Source organism: Cupriavidus sp. C1SS-2L, assembly GCF_057073735.1.
Map to the genome: position 1 here is coordinate 102,866 of NZ_CP172710.1, position 13,180 is coordinate 116,045.

The following is a 13,180-nucleotide window of genomic DNA, read 5'->3' on the forward strand; positions in this document are numbered from 1 at the left end:
GGGGTGAACATGAAAAACCGAATCTTCTTGGTGGGTGCGCTTATGCTCGCTTTCTCAGTTGCGCTTCCTGCCGTTGCTGCAGAGACGCAGGCGACACCCTGTGCTACCCAGGTCATGACTCGTGCGCAAGTGCAGCGAGAGCTTGCCGCTGCTGTGTCGCAAGGTCGCGTGGTAACGGAGAACAATTACCCCGAGATCTTCCTGAAGCCGGCGACTGCCCGATGACGGAGGTGAGTGCCGGGGAGTGTGACCTCGGCGTGTCGGGCGTCCGCTAGCGCGGATGCCCGGACGGCGGCCACTGGCCGCCGATGCTAATCAGGGATGCCACCAGGGCGGTTCGCCACTGCCCTCAAGATATTCACCCTGCTTGGTAATGAAGGTGCGAAGTTCGTGCTTCGGAGCGAAGCAATCCTCTAGTGCGTGTTCGAGCCAGTCCAGTGATGCAGTCAGCCATTCATCGGACTGTGGACCAATGGGGTGGAACTCGTACTGGTAAATCCACAACTCCTTCGGGCCGCGCAGCTTCCCATACACACCAATGCTGGAGTCCAGCGTTGTCAATTCATCATTCTCACCTGTGATGATCAGATATGGAATGCTGACCTGCGGAGCGATGTCGTCCAGCGTCATGGCCTTCGACAGTGCCTGAATTTCCTCCGTGTCGGTAATGCCAGTCATGTACATCAGGTTTGCCATGAAGCTGGGCTGGGCCTGATTGAGCAGGACGAACTTGTCGCCTAGGTTCGACATGTTGGCGGCGATGGCGCGGATTCGCGGCTCGACCGCGGCAGCACGCGTTGCCCACCAAGAACCCATGCTCGATCCCATGATGACGATTCGCTCAGGGTCAATGGCCGGGTGTGCGGATAGCCAATCGATCACTGCGGTAATGGCTCGATCATAGTTGTCGAGCGACATTTTCAGGCCCTTAGTCAGGCTCTCGCCCTGACCAGGGCCGTCGAGCGCAAAGGCTGCCCAGCCGCGCGGGAGGATCCGCTGCTCCATCAGCTTGTGCCAGTCCTCCTTAAACATGTCCATGCCGGGCAGCATGATCACGCAAGGTAATTTCTTTGCATTGGGAGGCGTTTCCAGGATGCCATGCAGATGGTGGCCCTCGAATGGCAACACGACTCGCTCGATAGGGTGGTCCGAGAACGCGATCACCTTTTCAAAGGACTCGATCACCTTCTCGAGGTACCGCCCCCGACGCGGGTCGTCGCCGAGGATGGAGTAGTGCGTGCGCGCGTATAGCAGCGTGGCGCGCTCATACAGCCGACGCGCTGTTCGGGTGAAGCCGCGCTCTTCCCAGTGCTGAGCACGATGCTCAATTTCCTTGGCGGCCCCGCTCCATGCGGAGGGCAGCATCGACCCTGCCTTGACTGGCCCGAATACTCGCTTCAGGTCCGTGGAGTCGTAGCCAATCTGTTCGAAGATCGCGCCCGCGTCCGGGTGAAGGACATCTAGTCCGCCGACTGCGAGGAACGCATCCAGCACCCAACGCTGGCCTTTGCGCATTGCATCCATTGGTTTCTCCTTGGTTGGTTGTGCAGCAATATAAATCGCGATCTGTGATCACGCAATAAGAAACTTCCGCTGTCACATAAGATGGTTTATAGGCGCTTACGCCCGCAAATAACGCGGAGCATGCCGGGAATTCAAGGCCTAATGGTCGTGTGGCGTATACCCTAGTTGATATCTGTGATCACTAAAACGATAGTATCACCACACAGGCCAGATGGGTGCCTGACCGCCACAGGGGGAGAACAGATGTCACGTCAAAGGCTTTGGATGGTGCTGGTCGGTGTGGTCGCCAGCGTGCTTAATGGGTCGCTAATGGCGGCGCAACCCACGCCACTGCGTGTGGGATTGCTGACGATTAAGACAGGTGTTGCTGCGGGGATTGGGCAACAGATGCAAGACGGTTTCGAGTACCTGTTGCACGAGCGGGGGGGAAAGCTTGCTGGCCGCGATGTGGAGGTAGTGGTGGCCGATACTGCGGCGTCGCCGGCCGTCGCGAAGGCGAAGTTCCTGCAACTGACTGAGCGTGATCGTGTTGATGTTGTGGTAGGCCCGCTTGCCGCTTTCGAGGCCAACGCAATTCGCGACGACATCGCGCGTGCGAAGGTCCCTGTCATTCTTAGCTCCGCTGCTGCTGAAGACCTGACCCAGCGCAAAGCGGACCCGTGGATGGTGCGCAGTTCGTCGACTTCGGCTCAGGCCATGCATCCGTTTGGTGAGTACGCTGCCACTACCTTGAAGTACCGCCGCATCGCGGTGGTCGCGGAGGACCTCTCCTTTTCCCATGAAACGGTAGCTGGCTTCCAACGGACCTTCGAGGAAGCCGGCGGGAAAATTGTCCAAAAGCTGTGGGCTCCGTTCAATGCCAGTGACTTCGCAACCCTCATTGCGCAGATTCACCCCAATGTCGACGCAGTCCTAATCAATTTCTCCGGCGGCAACGCAACGCGATTTCTGAAGCAGTACCGTGACTACGGGCTCAAGCAGAAGATTCCCTTGCTGGCAGGAATGAATACGGTCGATGAATCTCTACTCGAAAAGATGGGAGACGAAGCCGTTGGGATCATTTCTGCTGGTTGGTATAGCGGTGCGATCTCCACGCCTGTGAACGAGCGCTATGTCGAGGGCTATCGTAAGCAGTACCACACCACGCCAGGCTTTTATGCAACGGGCGGATACAGCGCGGGGCTGGTTCTCGAGCAGGCCCTACAAGCGGGCGGTTCAGCAACTCTCTCAGGCCGAGCACTTGCCGACGCGATGCATGCTGTTCGCCTTTCGCAAAGCCCGCGTGGTCCGCTCACGCTCGATCGTTTCGGTAATCCCGTGGTGACTGTCTACATCCGCAAAGTTGCGCGCGTTGGGGGCAAGCTGGTCAATACGGTCGTCCGAGAATACCCGGGTGTCACCCAATTCTGGACGTATGAGCCGTCTGCATTCCTCGCCAATCCCGTCTATTCGCGGGACTATCCGCCGTCGCGCAATCTCGACTGATGTGTCAGCAAGGATTCACGATGTCTATTTTTCTAATCCAGACGCTCAATGGGCTGACCTTTGCTTCAGTGCTGTTTCTGATGGCGGCAGGTTTCACGCTCATCTTTGGCCTAATGAGCATCCCCAACATGGCGCACGGAGCGCTGTTCATGCTGGGGGGCTACCTCTGTGTCACCCTGGTCGATGCGGAACTGCCGTTCTCCCTTGCCACACTAGGCAGCGCCATTGTCGTGGGCATTCTTGGCATCGCATTGGAGCGGGCGATCTTGCGACGAATCGCTCATAACGAACTCGCACAAGTACTCGCTACTCTGGGGGTCGCGTTCGTCATTGCGGACAGTTGCAAGACCATTTGGGGTGGCATGCCTCTCGAGATCGGGGTGCCGCCGCTCCTGACGGGCGCCGTATCGCTTGGCGAATTGACTTTTCCCCTGTACCGCCTCTTCGTCATGGCACTTTCAGTGGTGACCGCCGTGGCTCTGGACCTCTCGTTGTCTCGCACGCCGATCGGGGCTCGCTTACGTGCCGCCGTAGAAGACCGGACCATGGCCCGTGCGGTTGGCATTCGCGTCGACCGCCTCTTCATGACGATCTTCTTCGCTGGTGCGGCGCTTGTCGGCATTGGCGGTGCGATTGGCGCGCCAATCCTGTCGGTTTCTCCGGGTCTCGATATGGAGGTTCTTCCTCTTGTGCTGATCGTGGTGGTCCTGGGCGGCACAGGCAGCATTCCTGGTGCGATGGTGGGAAGCCTGATCACGGGGCTGGTCCATAGCTTCGGGCAGTCGGTTCTGCCGGAGATGTCATACGTGCTGTTGTTCGTGCCGATGATCGTCGTGCTGGCGTATCGGCCTCAAGGATTGTTCGGGAGGGCCGCAGCATGAAGATCTTTGCACGTTCCGTCGGCCCTTGTATCGCTGGTGCACTGCTATTAATGCTGCCGCTGGCGATCAGTTCACCTTTTTACTTGGACCTGGCGATCCACATCATGATCGCCGCGTTGATTGCGACCAGCCTTAATATGCTACTTGGGCTGGGTGGACTGCTGTCGTTTGCCCAATCGGCGCTAGCCGGTGCCGCAGCCTACGGGGTTGCCATCGCCGGCCAGCACACTGGTTTTGGGCCATGGATGCTCACAGCCATGGCGGTGAGTGTGGCTGTAGCGTTCTCGGTAGTGGTCGGAATTCTCGCGCTACGTACCAGTGGACTCAGTATCGGCATGATCACGTTAGCCATTGCTCAGGTGCTTTGGGGGGTAGCCATGCACTGGGGCAGTGTGACCGGCGGTGAGAATGGTATTGCCGGAATTGCGAGGCCTGCGCTGCCGTGGATGGATACGGACAACCACATTGCCTGGTTCGAGTTCGTGGCGATTTGCTTTCTCCTGGTGCTATGCCTGGTTAACAGGTTCATGCAATCGCAACTCGGCCGCTGTTTGGACGGTACGAGATCGCAACCGCGCCGGATGTCGGCCCTTGGCTTTGATATTTGGGGTATCCGACTCTTCGCCTTCGCATTTGCGGGACTGGTCGCAGCGATTGCAGGTGTCCTGCTGGCTTTCCACCAGCAATTCATCAGTCCCCATGCGCTATCGCTTGGTGAAACCGCGGAGAGTCTCCTGATGGTGATCGTCGGTGGGCCTGCCACGCTGCTCGGACCGGTGGTCGGCGCAGTGATCGTCGTCGGCTTTCGTGTGCTGGTTAGCGGCTATATCGAGAGCTGGCCAACATTCCTCGGTCTCTTGCTGATAGGGGTGGTGCTATTTGTTCCCGCGGGCGTTGTACCGGGCTTCGCCTCTATCTTTGGCAAGAGGAGCATTCGATGATCCACTCAGCAGTGGTATTGGCGGACAGGCCTGCTGCGCCTTCGGAGCTATGTGTAATGGGCAGCTCCATTGCAATCGGTTTGGCTGATCTGTCTATCTCATTCGGCGCGCTGCGTGTCGTCGATGGTGTAAATCTCACGATACAGCGGGGAGAGCGCAGGCTACTGCTAGGTCCTAATGGCGCTGGAAAGACAACGTTGCTTAATCTTGTCGCGGGCGACCTGTGTGCGACCCGCGGGAGTATCTCGCTGTTTGGGGAGGATGTCACAGCAAAGCCAACGTACGCCCGTGCTCGCATGGGCGTAGGGCGGACCTATCAAATACTCACGCCGTTCCGCGACAAGACGCTGTTGCATAACGTGCTGATGTCGTTGACGGGGGCACCGACCGCGGGTTCGGCAGCCACCTTGAGTCCATGGAGGCGATTCGGCGGCTCGGCGCTCGAGGCTGAAGCCCGCGCCGTGCTAGCTCGTGTGGCCCTCGACGTCCGCGCCGATACGCCTGTGCACGCCTGTTCGTACGGAGAGTTGCGGCGGCTGGAAATCGCGATGTCGCTCGCGCAGCAGCCGAGCATCCTGCTACTGGACGAGCCGCTGGCGGGACTGTCGGGAGCGGAGCGGGTTGGGGTTGCCGAACTGTTGGCGAACTTGCCGAGGGACCTGACCATCGTGATGGTCGAGCATGACATGGATGTGGCGCTCGCCTTTGCGGAGTCAATCACGGTGTTGCAGAGCGGCCGCGTTGTTGTCGACGGAGACAAGCGCTCGGTGCTAGCTGACCCTCGCACGCAGGAGATCTACCTTGCCCACTAATTCCCTTCCCGCACTTGCGCTGTCCGGCGTCACATCCGGCTATGACCGCAGTGAAATCCTGCAGGACGTCTCGCTGACCGTCCGACCCAGTACCGTGCTCGCGCTGCTTGGCCGAAACGGGGCGGGCAAGACTACCTGCATCCACACGATCATGGGCATGGTGCCAGCGTATCGCGGTGCCATTCAATTGTTCGGCGAAGACATCGCCAGGCTACCGGTTGACAGCATTGTTCGACGCGGTGTGGCACTGGTACCGCAAGGGCGTCGCCTTTTCTCGCTCTTATCCGTGCGCGAGAACCTGACCGTCGCCAGGCAGGCCGACGCATCCGATGCGGGCCCGGCATGGACTGTCGCTCAGGTTGTGGAGATGTTTCCGCGACTCGGGGAACGATTCCATCAGCGCGCTGGAACGCTCTCTGGCGGCGAACAGCAGATGCTTGCTATCGGTCGCGCGCTGATGAGCCGTCCGCGCGTGCTGCTGATGGATGAGCCTACGGAGGGGCTTTCCCCTCAAATGATTGATGAAGTCGCGGCGATAGTTGGCCGATTGCGGGATGCCGGCCTGTCAATCCTGCTCGTCGAGCAGAACAGCAGGATTGCGCTGTCGGTCGCTGACGATGCGGCGGTACTTGTCAGCGGTCGCGTCGCATACAAGGACCGTGCAGCAGAACTGCAAAGTCGACCCGAACTGATGGAGCGCTTCCTGGGCGTGGTGCCAGGTGAGGTGCCCACGCTGGCCTGAGGAACTGTTCATCACTACGACACTTTCCCGAGGCTGGCAAGGGCAGCAGCCCGGTATCGGATTGAAGTGCTTTCTTGGAGGAGACAAATGAAGTGGAATCAGGAAGTGGGGGGCGTGCAGTCAGTGCGAGGAGGGGGCTATCAACCGCCGCGCAGGCTGGGGGTCAGACCCATAGGAATTGCACTGGCTGCCATCGGCATGGGTATGGGCGGGGCCGCCTGGGCAGGCCTTAACCTATATGGGGTGCTAGACGTCGGGTTGAACTATCGGTCAGTTGCAGGCGTGGATCCGTCTACCGGGCGAGCGGCTGGCGCACTGGCGCTAGCCTCCGGGAATGAGTTGACCAGCCGCTGGGGTCTCATCGGCGAAGAGGATATCGGTGAAGGGTACAAGGTCGCGTTCAAGCTTGAGAGTGGCTTTGCGGCGGATACTGGCGTGGCCAACGCATCTGTTCCTTTTCCTCAGGATACGGGATCGCTGTTCGACCGTGGAGCGACGATCGGTGTCGTTGCGCCTTGGGGGACCGTGCGCCTGGGGCGCAACTGGTCGTCATTCTTCGACGGTATCTCGGCCGGCGATGCCACGGGCTACATGAACTTCGGCTCGCTTGCTAACGCAACCTTCCAGAACTCATCAAACTTCAAACCGGGTGAAGGATTTCCCGGCATTGCCTCAGGCACTAACAGCGCTGTCAACGGCGGCCTGATGTACACGTGGGTTAACAAGTCGATCAAGTACATGCTGCCGGACCAATTCTATGGGTTTAGCGGTGGCGTTACCTATGGTCTCGGTGGCACCCCAGGTAGTTTCTCGAACAAGTCTACATTCACAGCAAACCTAAACTGGACGGACGGGAAGCTGGGCCTCGCGTCGGGATATTTCGATGGCAAGGACCCCACTGGGCAGACTAGCAATCCCTGGCTACGCGCCTACACCATCGGGGTTACCTATACCTGGGGAACACTTAAGACGGGTGTGAATTTTGCCAAGTTCAAGAACCCGACGACCGGGGCTGACCAGAACTACTATTACGTAGGAGCAGCCTATCAAGCCACGCCTGCGTGGCGTCTGACCGCTGACTGGCTGCATCTTCAGGATAAGCAAGTCAGTGAAGCTGGTGCGGACCTCTACAAGATCGGGGCGGGCTATTCGTTCTCGAAGCGCACCACCTTGTATGTCGATGTCGCGTACTCAAATAACAAGCCCAAGGGCATGTTGGGTGCGGGAAGCAACACGAGCATCCTCGCCAGCCCCGCGACTATCGGCCACAATCAACTGGCGGTTGGCGCTGGTATCCGTACGCTGTTCTAGTTGACGCAGGGACTCAGGTCAGCCGACCATGGTTTGGCTAGCTGATCTCTTTTAGAGTGCGCCGGAGGATTCACTGCCGGCGCGATTCATTAGGATGTGCTGCGCTCGCGGACGGGTAGCGCTGTCTTGTACACCACCCGCCGCAGCGCCAGCGAGGTACTGATGTCACTGACACCATCAATGGTCGTCAGTTGTGTCATGACGAACCGCTCGATACCCGCAATATCGGCAGAAACGACGCGGAGCATGTAGTCGAAGCTGCCGGTCATCAAGTAGCACTCCATCACCTCATCGAGTTTCGCAATAGCCGCCTCGAAGCGCGCCAGCCGCTCTTCTGTCTTCTTTTCGATTGCCACTTGTACGTAGGCGCTGACTGGAAAACCCGATTTTTCCTGATTCAGCAGCGTGACATAGCCGTCGATCACCCCTTCTTCCTCAAGCAGCCGGATACGTCGATAGAACGGGGACGGCGAGAGGCCAACGCGCTCCGCCAGTTCATTCGCCCGCACCCGCGCATCACGCTGAAGTTCGGCAAGTATACGCACATCGGTACGGTCAAAACGCATTTGGCACACCTGAAGGTTTTGCGAGAGAAATTTCAATGAAACGTGCTAATTAGCGGCATTTCTTTGAAGCAGTTTGGCACAAATCGAAGTTGATGGAAACCTAGAATCTTCAGCACAAGCATTGAGATGCACGGAGGGCAAAAGCATGAACCAGCGCGCAAACGATAACCATTTTCTTACCGATGAAAACTACCGACTGGAGGATCGCTATCTGCGCGCTTCCGGGCGGGTATTTCTCACGGGTACACAGGCGCTGGTGCGCATTCTGTTGGAACAGGCTCGTGCCGACCGCGTCGCCGGATTGCACACCGGTGGTCTGGTTTCTGGCTATCGTGGGTCTCCGCTTGGCGGTCTGGATCAAGAGTTGTGGCGACAGCGAAAAATGCTCGCTGAGCATGATATTCGCTTCGAGCCTGGGCTGAATGAAGACCTTGGGGCTACGATGCTGTGGGGGGCACAGCAGATTGACGCCTTTCCGGGGAAGCGGGTCGAAGGCGTATTCTCGATGTGGTATGGCAAGGGGCCTGGGGTAGATCGCACCGGCGACGTATTCCGCAATGCCAATATCCTAGGCACGTCGCGCCACGGTGGCGTGCTTGCGATTGCAGGCGATGACCACGCGGCGCAGTCTTCGATGTTCCCGCACCAGACGGACCATGTGTTCGAGGGGGCGATGATGCCTATCCTCTTTCCGTCGTCTGTGGAGGAGTATATTGAGTTCGGCCTGTTCGGCTACGCGCTCTCACGCTTTTCCGGATTGTGGGTTGCGTTCAAGGCAATTACCGAGACGGTGGAGAGTGGCAGGTCGATGACGCTGCCCGGCTCAGGCCTGGGCCATGGTTTTGGTATTCCCACCGATATCGAAATACCCGAGCGAGGTTTCGGCCTCGATACGGCTATACGGTGGCCGGCGGAGCGCGCCGAGCTGGAGCGCCGCTTGATTGAGGAACGGCTGCCGGCCGCACTTGCCTTTGCGCGCGCCAATCCGATTGATCGCACTGTGATACGGCCGGCCATTGCCAAGGTCGGGATCATTACCGTGGGCAAGGCTCATCTCGATGTGATGGCAGCGCTGCGACGCCTTGATCTTGATACGGCCGCGCTGGAGTTCCTCGGTATCGGCATCTATAAGGTTGGCATGTCCTGGCCGCTTGAAGGGAAAGGGGTGGAGTGCTTTTGCGCGGGCATGCAGGCGCTCATCGTGGTGGAAGAAAAGCGCAGCATGGTCGAGCAGCAGATCCAGACGTTGCTGTACAACCACGCGGCGCAAGACCGTCCCGCGGTATATGGCAAACATGGGCCTGACGGTGAAAAATGGTTGCCTGCAACGATGGAGTTTTCTCCTGAGCAGGTAGCTGGCGTACTGCGCCGGTTCTTCGGCGCGCAGGGCATTGTTGCTACAGAGGCGCGAGGGACGCAACGTTCAGGTGCTGACGCGGGCGGCAGTTCACGGATGATTCCAATCCACCCTGCAGAGCAGGTTCTGTCGCGCAAACCATTCTTCTGTTCTGGCTGCCCGCATAACAACTCCACGCGTCTGCCAGACGGTTCATATGCCGCGGCCGGCATCGGATGCCACATCATGGCGCTGGGGCAGCGTGACCGCACCGCTACCTTCTGTCAGATGGGCGGCGAGGGTGTGCAATGGGTCGGCCTGTCGACCTTTTCCAAGATGCCGCATCTGTTCGCTAACCTGGGTGATGGGACTTACCAGCATTCGGGCAGCCTTGCTATTCGGCAGGCTGTGGCGGCTGGGACTGCCGTGACTTACAAGATCCTCTTCAATGATGCGGTCGCGATGACCGGCGGGCAGCCGGCCGAAGGGGGCCTGACAGTGCCGAAGATCGCGGCTCAGCTCGTGGCCGAAGGGGTGAAAGAGATCGTGGTGGTCTCGGAGGAGCCTGCGCGATATCGGACCATCAGCGAGATGCCGGCCAATGTGGCAGTGGTGAACCGTAGCGAACTCGACACCGTTCAGAGGCGTCTGCGTGAGTATCCTGGTGTATCAGCGATCATCTATGACCAGACCTGTGCTGCCGAGAAGCGACGCCGACGCAAGCGCGGGTCGCTGGCAACACCCAAACGGCACATCGCTATTCATCCTGCCGTGTGCGAGGGGTGTGGAGACTGCTCGGCGCGTTCCGGTTGTATTGCCGTTGAACCGCTGGAGACAGAGCTTGGCCGCAAGCGCATCGTCAACCAGTCGGCGTGCAACAAGGACATGACTTGCGTCCAAGGCTACTGTCCGAGCTTTGTCACCATCGAAGGGGAGCGGGCAAGCTCCGTTCAGTCCGGCACGCTGCGGCGACTGGAAGCCGAGTGGGGGCTCGTGTTGCCGCCGCCGGCCTCAACGTCGCCCGAGTTGCTGCAGCACTGCGGCGTGCTTGTGGCGGGGATTGGAGGAACGGGCATTGTCACCGTCGGCGCGATTCTCGCTATGGCGGCGCATTTGGAAGGTCGTGGTGCATCGACGCTCGATTTCACGGGCTTGGCCCAGAAGAATGGGGCTGTGGTCAGCCACATTCAGCTGGCCGAGTCGCCCGCCCACATTGCCACGGCACGCATCGAGCCGAAGAGCGCCAACCTGTTGCTCGGCTGCGATGCTGTGGTTGCGGCCTCGCCAGACGTGCTGGCAAGGCTTCGTCCAGGCTCGGCGCATGCTGTGGTGGAAACCGCAATGACACCGACGGCGGATTTTGTTGGCGATGGGGATATGCAGCTTTCACTGCCAGCGCATCGGCATGCAATTGAACGGGCGATTGGCGAGGGCAGGGCCGAATTCCATGACTGGAGCGCCGCTGCGCAAACGATTTTCGGCGACACCTTCGCGGCCAATCTGATGTTGGTGGGCCATGCCTTCCAGCGTGGTTGGCTGCCGGTTTCGGAGATCGCTATCCAGCGTGCCATCGAACTCAACGGCGCATCCGTCGAGGCAAACCGGCGGGCATTCCTGTGGGGGCGGATTCTGGCCCATGACCCGACGGCGTTGCAGAAGGCGGGACAAGCTGACATTGCGGCAAGTGAGCCATTCACCATCGGAGGATTCGTCGGTGCTCGCGCGCAAGAACTCGCTGCCTACCAGAATGCCGCATATGGACGGCGGTACGCTGTCCTCGTGGACCGTGTCGCCCGTGCGGAAGGTCAAATCTCTGATGCGCCGGGTGTGTTGACCGAAGCCGTTGCACGCAACTATTTCAAGGTCTTGGCTTACAAGGATGAGTACGAAGTGGCGCGCCTTCACACCGATCCTGTGGCGTCGCGAGCCATGATGCAGGGCTTTGCACCCGGAGCGAAGCGAGTCTTCCATATGGCGCCCCCGATACTGGCGCGATCCGGTGGTCCCGGTGGAATGCGTCGCAAGATCGCTTTGAAGGGCTGGTTCATCGTGCCGCTGATGCATGTGCTGCGGCACGGCAAGGTACTGCGTGGAACGGTGCTCGATCCTTTCGGCCTGCAGGCCGACCGTCAGCTGGAGCGCAGGCTGATTACTGAATTCGAGCGGGATGTCGATGCGGTCCTCGAGCGACTGTCGCCGAAGACTCTGGATGACGCTGTCGCGTTGGTTCGCTTGTACGAGAAGGTCCGGGGATTCGGGCACATCAAGATGCGTCATTTCGACGATGCGAGGTCGGAGTTCGAACGCCTTCGTGAGAAGCTCGGACGCAGTGAGGGATGACGCGACGATGCGTGTCGGCTTCGGTCGGCACTCTTTCTATACCACTTACTACCTTTCCCAATGAACGCAAATGAAGTTTCACGCGCGGATGATCATTCCGTAAGCCTTTTTGGTCTGGGCGACGCCACGCCTCATGAGCGCGTCATGCTGGTCACGGAGGAGAAGACCGGACTACGGGCAATCATTGCCATCCATAGTACGGCGCGCGGTCCGGCTTTCGGGGGATGCCGCTACTGGAGCTATGGGTCGGACCTTGCAGCCATGGAAGACGCTTTGCGCCTGTCGCGGGGAATGAGCTTGAAGAACGCGATGGCCGATCTGCCGTTCGGAGGTGGGAAGGCGGTCATCCTGCGCGGTGATGGGCAGCATGAGCGTAATGCCATGTACCAGGCCTTTGGTCGGGCGGTGCAAGTCCTTGCCGGCACCTATATCACGGGAGAGGATGTCGGCACCTCGGTGGCCGACATGCTTGCGGTTCGCGAAGTCACGCCTTATGCGGCGGGTATTCCGCGTCCAGATGGGTTCGGTGGCAATCCTTCTCCAAAGACGGCTCTCGGCGTATTTGCCGCCATAGAGCGTGGCGCGTCGCACGTGTTTGGCGCCCGCGAGTTGAGTGGTCTCCGCGTCGCGGTGCAGGGTCTTGGCGCTGTAGGTTGGGCGCTGGCCGAGCGCCTTCACCGAGCTGGCTGCAAGCTGGTGGTTGCAGATATTGACGACTCCCGCACTGCTGCCGCACGTAGGGCATTCAATGCCGTCGTTGTTGCGGTGGATGACATCGCCACGCAGGACGTCGACATCCTGGCCCCGTGCGCATTAGGGGCGACGCTGCATCGGCAGAGCATTCCTGCCCTACGTGCGCGCTTGGTAGCAGGGGCGGCTAACAACCAGTTGGCCACGAACGGCGATGGCGACGCATTGCATGAGCGTGGCATCGCGTATCTGCCCGACTATCTCGTGAACGCGGGCGGCATTATCAGCTGCGTCCGTGAATACCAGGGAGGCTTTGCTGAAGCGGATGTGGACGCGGAGGTACTACGCATCGCCAACCGAGTGGATTCGCTGTTCGTACGCGCCAGCAGTGCTGGTGAGCCCTTGTCACGTGCGGCTGACCGATGGGCGCTGGAGAAGCTGGCATCCTGAAATGATTGGCCCGTGTCGATTCGACATTTTTATGTCGCATCGCCTATAATTGTGATCACAAATAGGCCCTAAAAGCGCATCGAGACCCTCGACGGCCGTTTT

General features: G+C 59.5%; 11 protein-coding genes. 9 read left to right on the forward strand and 2 right to left on the reverse strand.

Going from position 1 to position 13,180, the window contains the following annotated elements:
- The first annotated feature begins 9 nt into the window (after nucleotides 1-9).
- Complete coding sequence (locus tag ACIGJG_RS31170; protein ID WP_483674245.1) at nucleotides 10-225, forward strand: DUF4148 domain-containing protein; 216 nt, start codon at nucleotides 10-12, stop codon at nucleotides 223-225.
- A gap of 90 nt (nucleotides 226-315) precedes the next feature.
- Here ACIGJG_RS31170 and ACIGJG_RS31175 read toward each other — a convergent pair whose 3' ends face one another.
- Nucleotides 316-1,524: an alpha/beta hydrolase family protein gene (locus ACIGJG_RS31175; RefSeq protein ID WP_483674246.1), complete on the reverse strand. Its 1,209-nt coding sequence runs from the start codon at nucleotides 1,522-1,524 to the stop codon at nucleotides 316-318.
- Nucleotides 1,525-1,767: 243 nt separating this feature from the next.
- Here ACIGJG_RS31175 and ACIGJG_RS31180 point away from each other — a divergent pair, with 243 nt between their 5' ends.
- From ACIGJG_RS31180 to ACIGJG_RS31205, 6 genes are all read left to right on the forward strand, one after another.
- On the forward strand, nucleotides 1,768-3,009 hold the full coding sequence (locus tag ACIGJG_RS31180; RefSeq protein WP_011295962.1) for an ABC transporter substrate-binding protein: 1,242 nt from the start codon (nucleotides 1,768-1,770) through the stop codon (nucleotides 3,007-3,009).
- A gap of 20 nt (nucleotides 3,010-3,029) precedes the next feature.
- The gene (locus tag ACIGJG_RS31185) at nucleotides 3,030-3,890 is read left to right on the forward strand and encodes a branched-chain amino acid ABC transporter permease (RefSeq protein WP_483674247.1); all 861 of its coding nucleotides are present in this window, start codon (nucleotides 3,030-3,032) and stop codon (nucleotides 3,888-3,890) included.
- On the forward strand, nucleotides 3,887-4,831 hold the full coding sequence (locus ACIGJG_RS31190; protein WP_483674249.1) for a branched-chain amino acid ABC transporter permease: 945 nt from the start codon (nucleotides 3,887-3,889) through the stop codon (nucleotides 4,829-4,831). The genes ACIGJG_RS31185 and ACIGJG_RS31190 overlap by 4 nt, the downstream gene beginning before the upstream one ends.
- A gap of 56 nt (nucleotides 4,832-4,887) precedes the next feature.
- A complete protein-coding gene (locus ACIGJG_RS31195) occupies nucleotides 4,888-5,643 on the forward strand; it encodes an ABC transporter ATP-binding protein (RefSeq protein ID WP_483674250.1) in 756 nt (251 codons plus the stop codon).
- Nucleotides 5,633-6,385: an ABC transporter ATP-binding protein gene (locus ACIGJG_RS31200; protein ID WP_011295966.1), complete on the forward strand. Its 753-nt coding sequence runs from the start codon at nucleotides 5,633-5,635 to the stop codon at nucleotides 6,383-6,385. The genes ACIGJG_RS31195 and ACIGJG_RS31200 overlap by 11 nt, the downstream gene beginning before the upstream one ends.
- Before the next feature lie 87 nt (nucleotides 6,386-6,472).
- Nucleotides 6,473-7,696, forward strand: a complete 1,224-nt coding sequence (locus ACIGJG_RS31205) for a porin (protein WP_011295967.1) — start codon at nucleotides 6,473-6,475, stop codon at nucleotides 7,694-7,696.
- A gap of 89 nt (nucleotides 7,697-7,785) precedes the next feature.
- Here the strand turns inward: ACIGJG_RS31205 and ACIGJG_RS31210 are convergent, their stop codons facing one another.
- Entirely contained in the window at nucleotides 7,786-8,262 is a 477-nt protein-coding gene (locus ACIGJG_RS31210) for an Lrp/AsnC family transcriptional regulator (RefSeq protein ID WP_011295968.1), read from the reverse strand.
- 145 nt (nucleotides 8,263-8,407) lie between these two features.
- Between ACIGJG_RS31210 and ACIGJG_RS31215 the strand changes: the two genes are divergently transcribed.
- Nucleotides 8,408-11,938 (forward strand): indolepyruvate ferredoxin oxidoreductase family protein, encoded by a 3,531-nt coding sequence (locus ACIGJG_RS31215; protein ID WP_483674251.1) that lies wholly within the window; start codon nucleotides 8,408-8,410, stop codon nucleotides 11,936-11,938.
- Between the two features lie 60 nt (nucleotides 11,939-11,998).
- Nucleotides 11,999-13,078, forward strand: coding sequence for a Leu/Phe/Val dehydrogenase (locus ACIGJG_RS31220; protein ID WP_011295970.1), 1,080 nt, complete (start codon nucleotides 11,999-12,001; stop codon nucleotides 13,076-13,078).
- Nucleotides 13,079-13,180: the final 102 nt, after the last annotated feature.

Excerpts from the sequence above, each read along its gene's own strand:
- ACIGJG_RS31190 (WP_483674249.1), top strand. The coding sequence starts at position 3,887 with ATGAAGATCTTTGCACGTTCCGTCGGCCCTTGTATCGCTGGTGCACTG.
- ACIGJG_RS31205 (WP_011295967.1), top strand. The coding sequence starts at position 6,473 with ATGAAGTGGAATCAGGAAGTGGGGGGCGTGCAGTCAGTGCGAGGAGGG.
- ACIGJG_RS31195 (WP_483674250.1), top strand. The coding sequence starts at position 4,888 with ATGGGCAGCTCCATTGCAATCGGTTTGGCTGATCTGTCTATCTCATTC.
- ACIGJG_RS31220 (WP_011295970.1), top strand. The coding sequence starts at position 11,999 with ATGAACGCAAATGAAGTTTCACGCGCGGATGATCATTCCGTAAGCCTT.
- ACIGJG_RS31180 (WP_011295962.1), top strand. The coding sequence starts at position 1,768 with ATGTCACGTCAAAGGCTTTGGATGGTGCTGGTCGGTGTGGTCGCCAGC.
- ACIGJG_RS31215 (WP_483674251.1), top strand. The coding sequence starts at position 8,408 with ATGAACCAGCGCGCAAACGATAACCATTTTCTTACCGATGAAAACTAC.
- ACIGJG_RS31170 (WP_483674245.1), top strand. The coding sequence starts at position 10 with ATGAAAAACCGAATCTTCTTGGTGGGTGCGCTTATGCTCGCTTTCTCA.
- ACIGJG_RS31185 (WP_483674247.1), top strand. The coding sequence starts at position 3,030 with ATGTCTATTTTTCTAATCCAGACGCTCAATGGGCTGACCTTTGCTTCA.
- ACIGJG_RS31210 (WP_011295968.1), bottom strand. The coding sequence starts at position 8,262 with ATGCGTTTTGACCGTACCGATGTGCGTATACTTGCCGAACTTCAGCGT.
- ACIGJG_RS31175 (WP_483674246.1), bottom strand. The coding sequence starts at position 1,524 with ATGGATGCAATGCGCAAAGGCCAGCGTTGGGTGCTGGATGCGTTCCTC.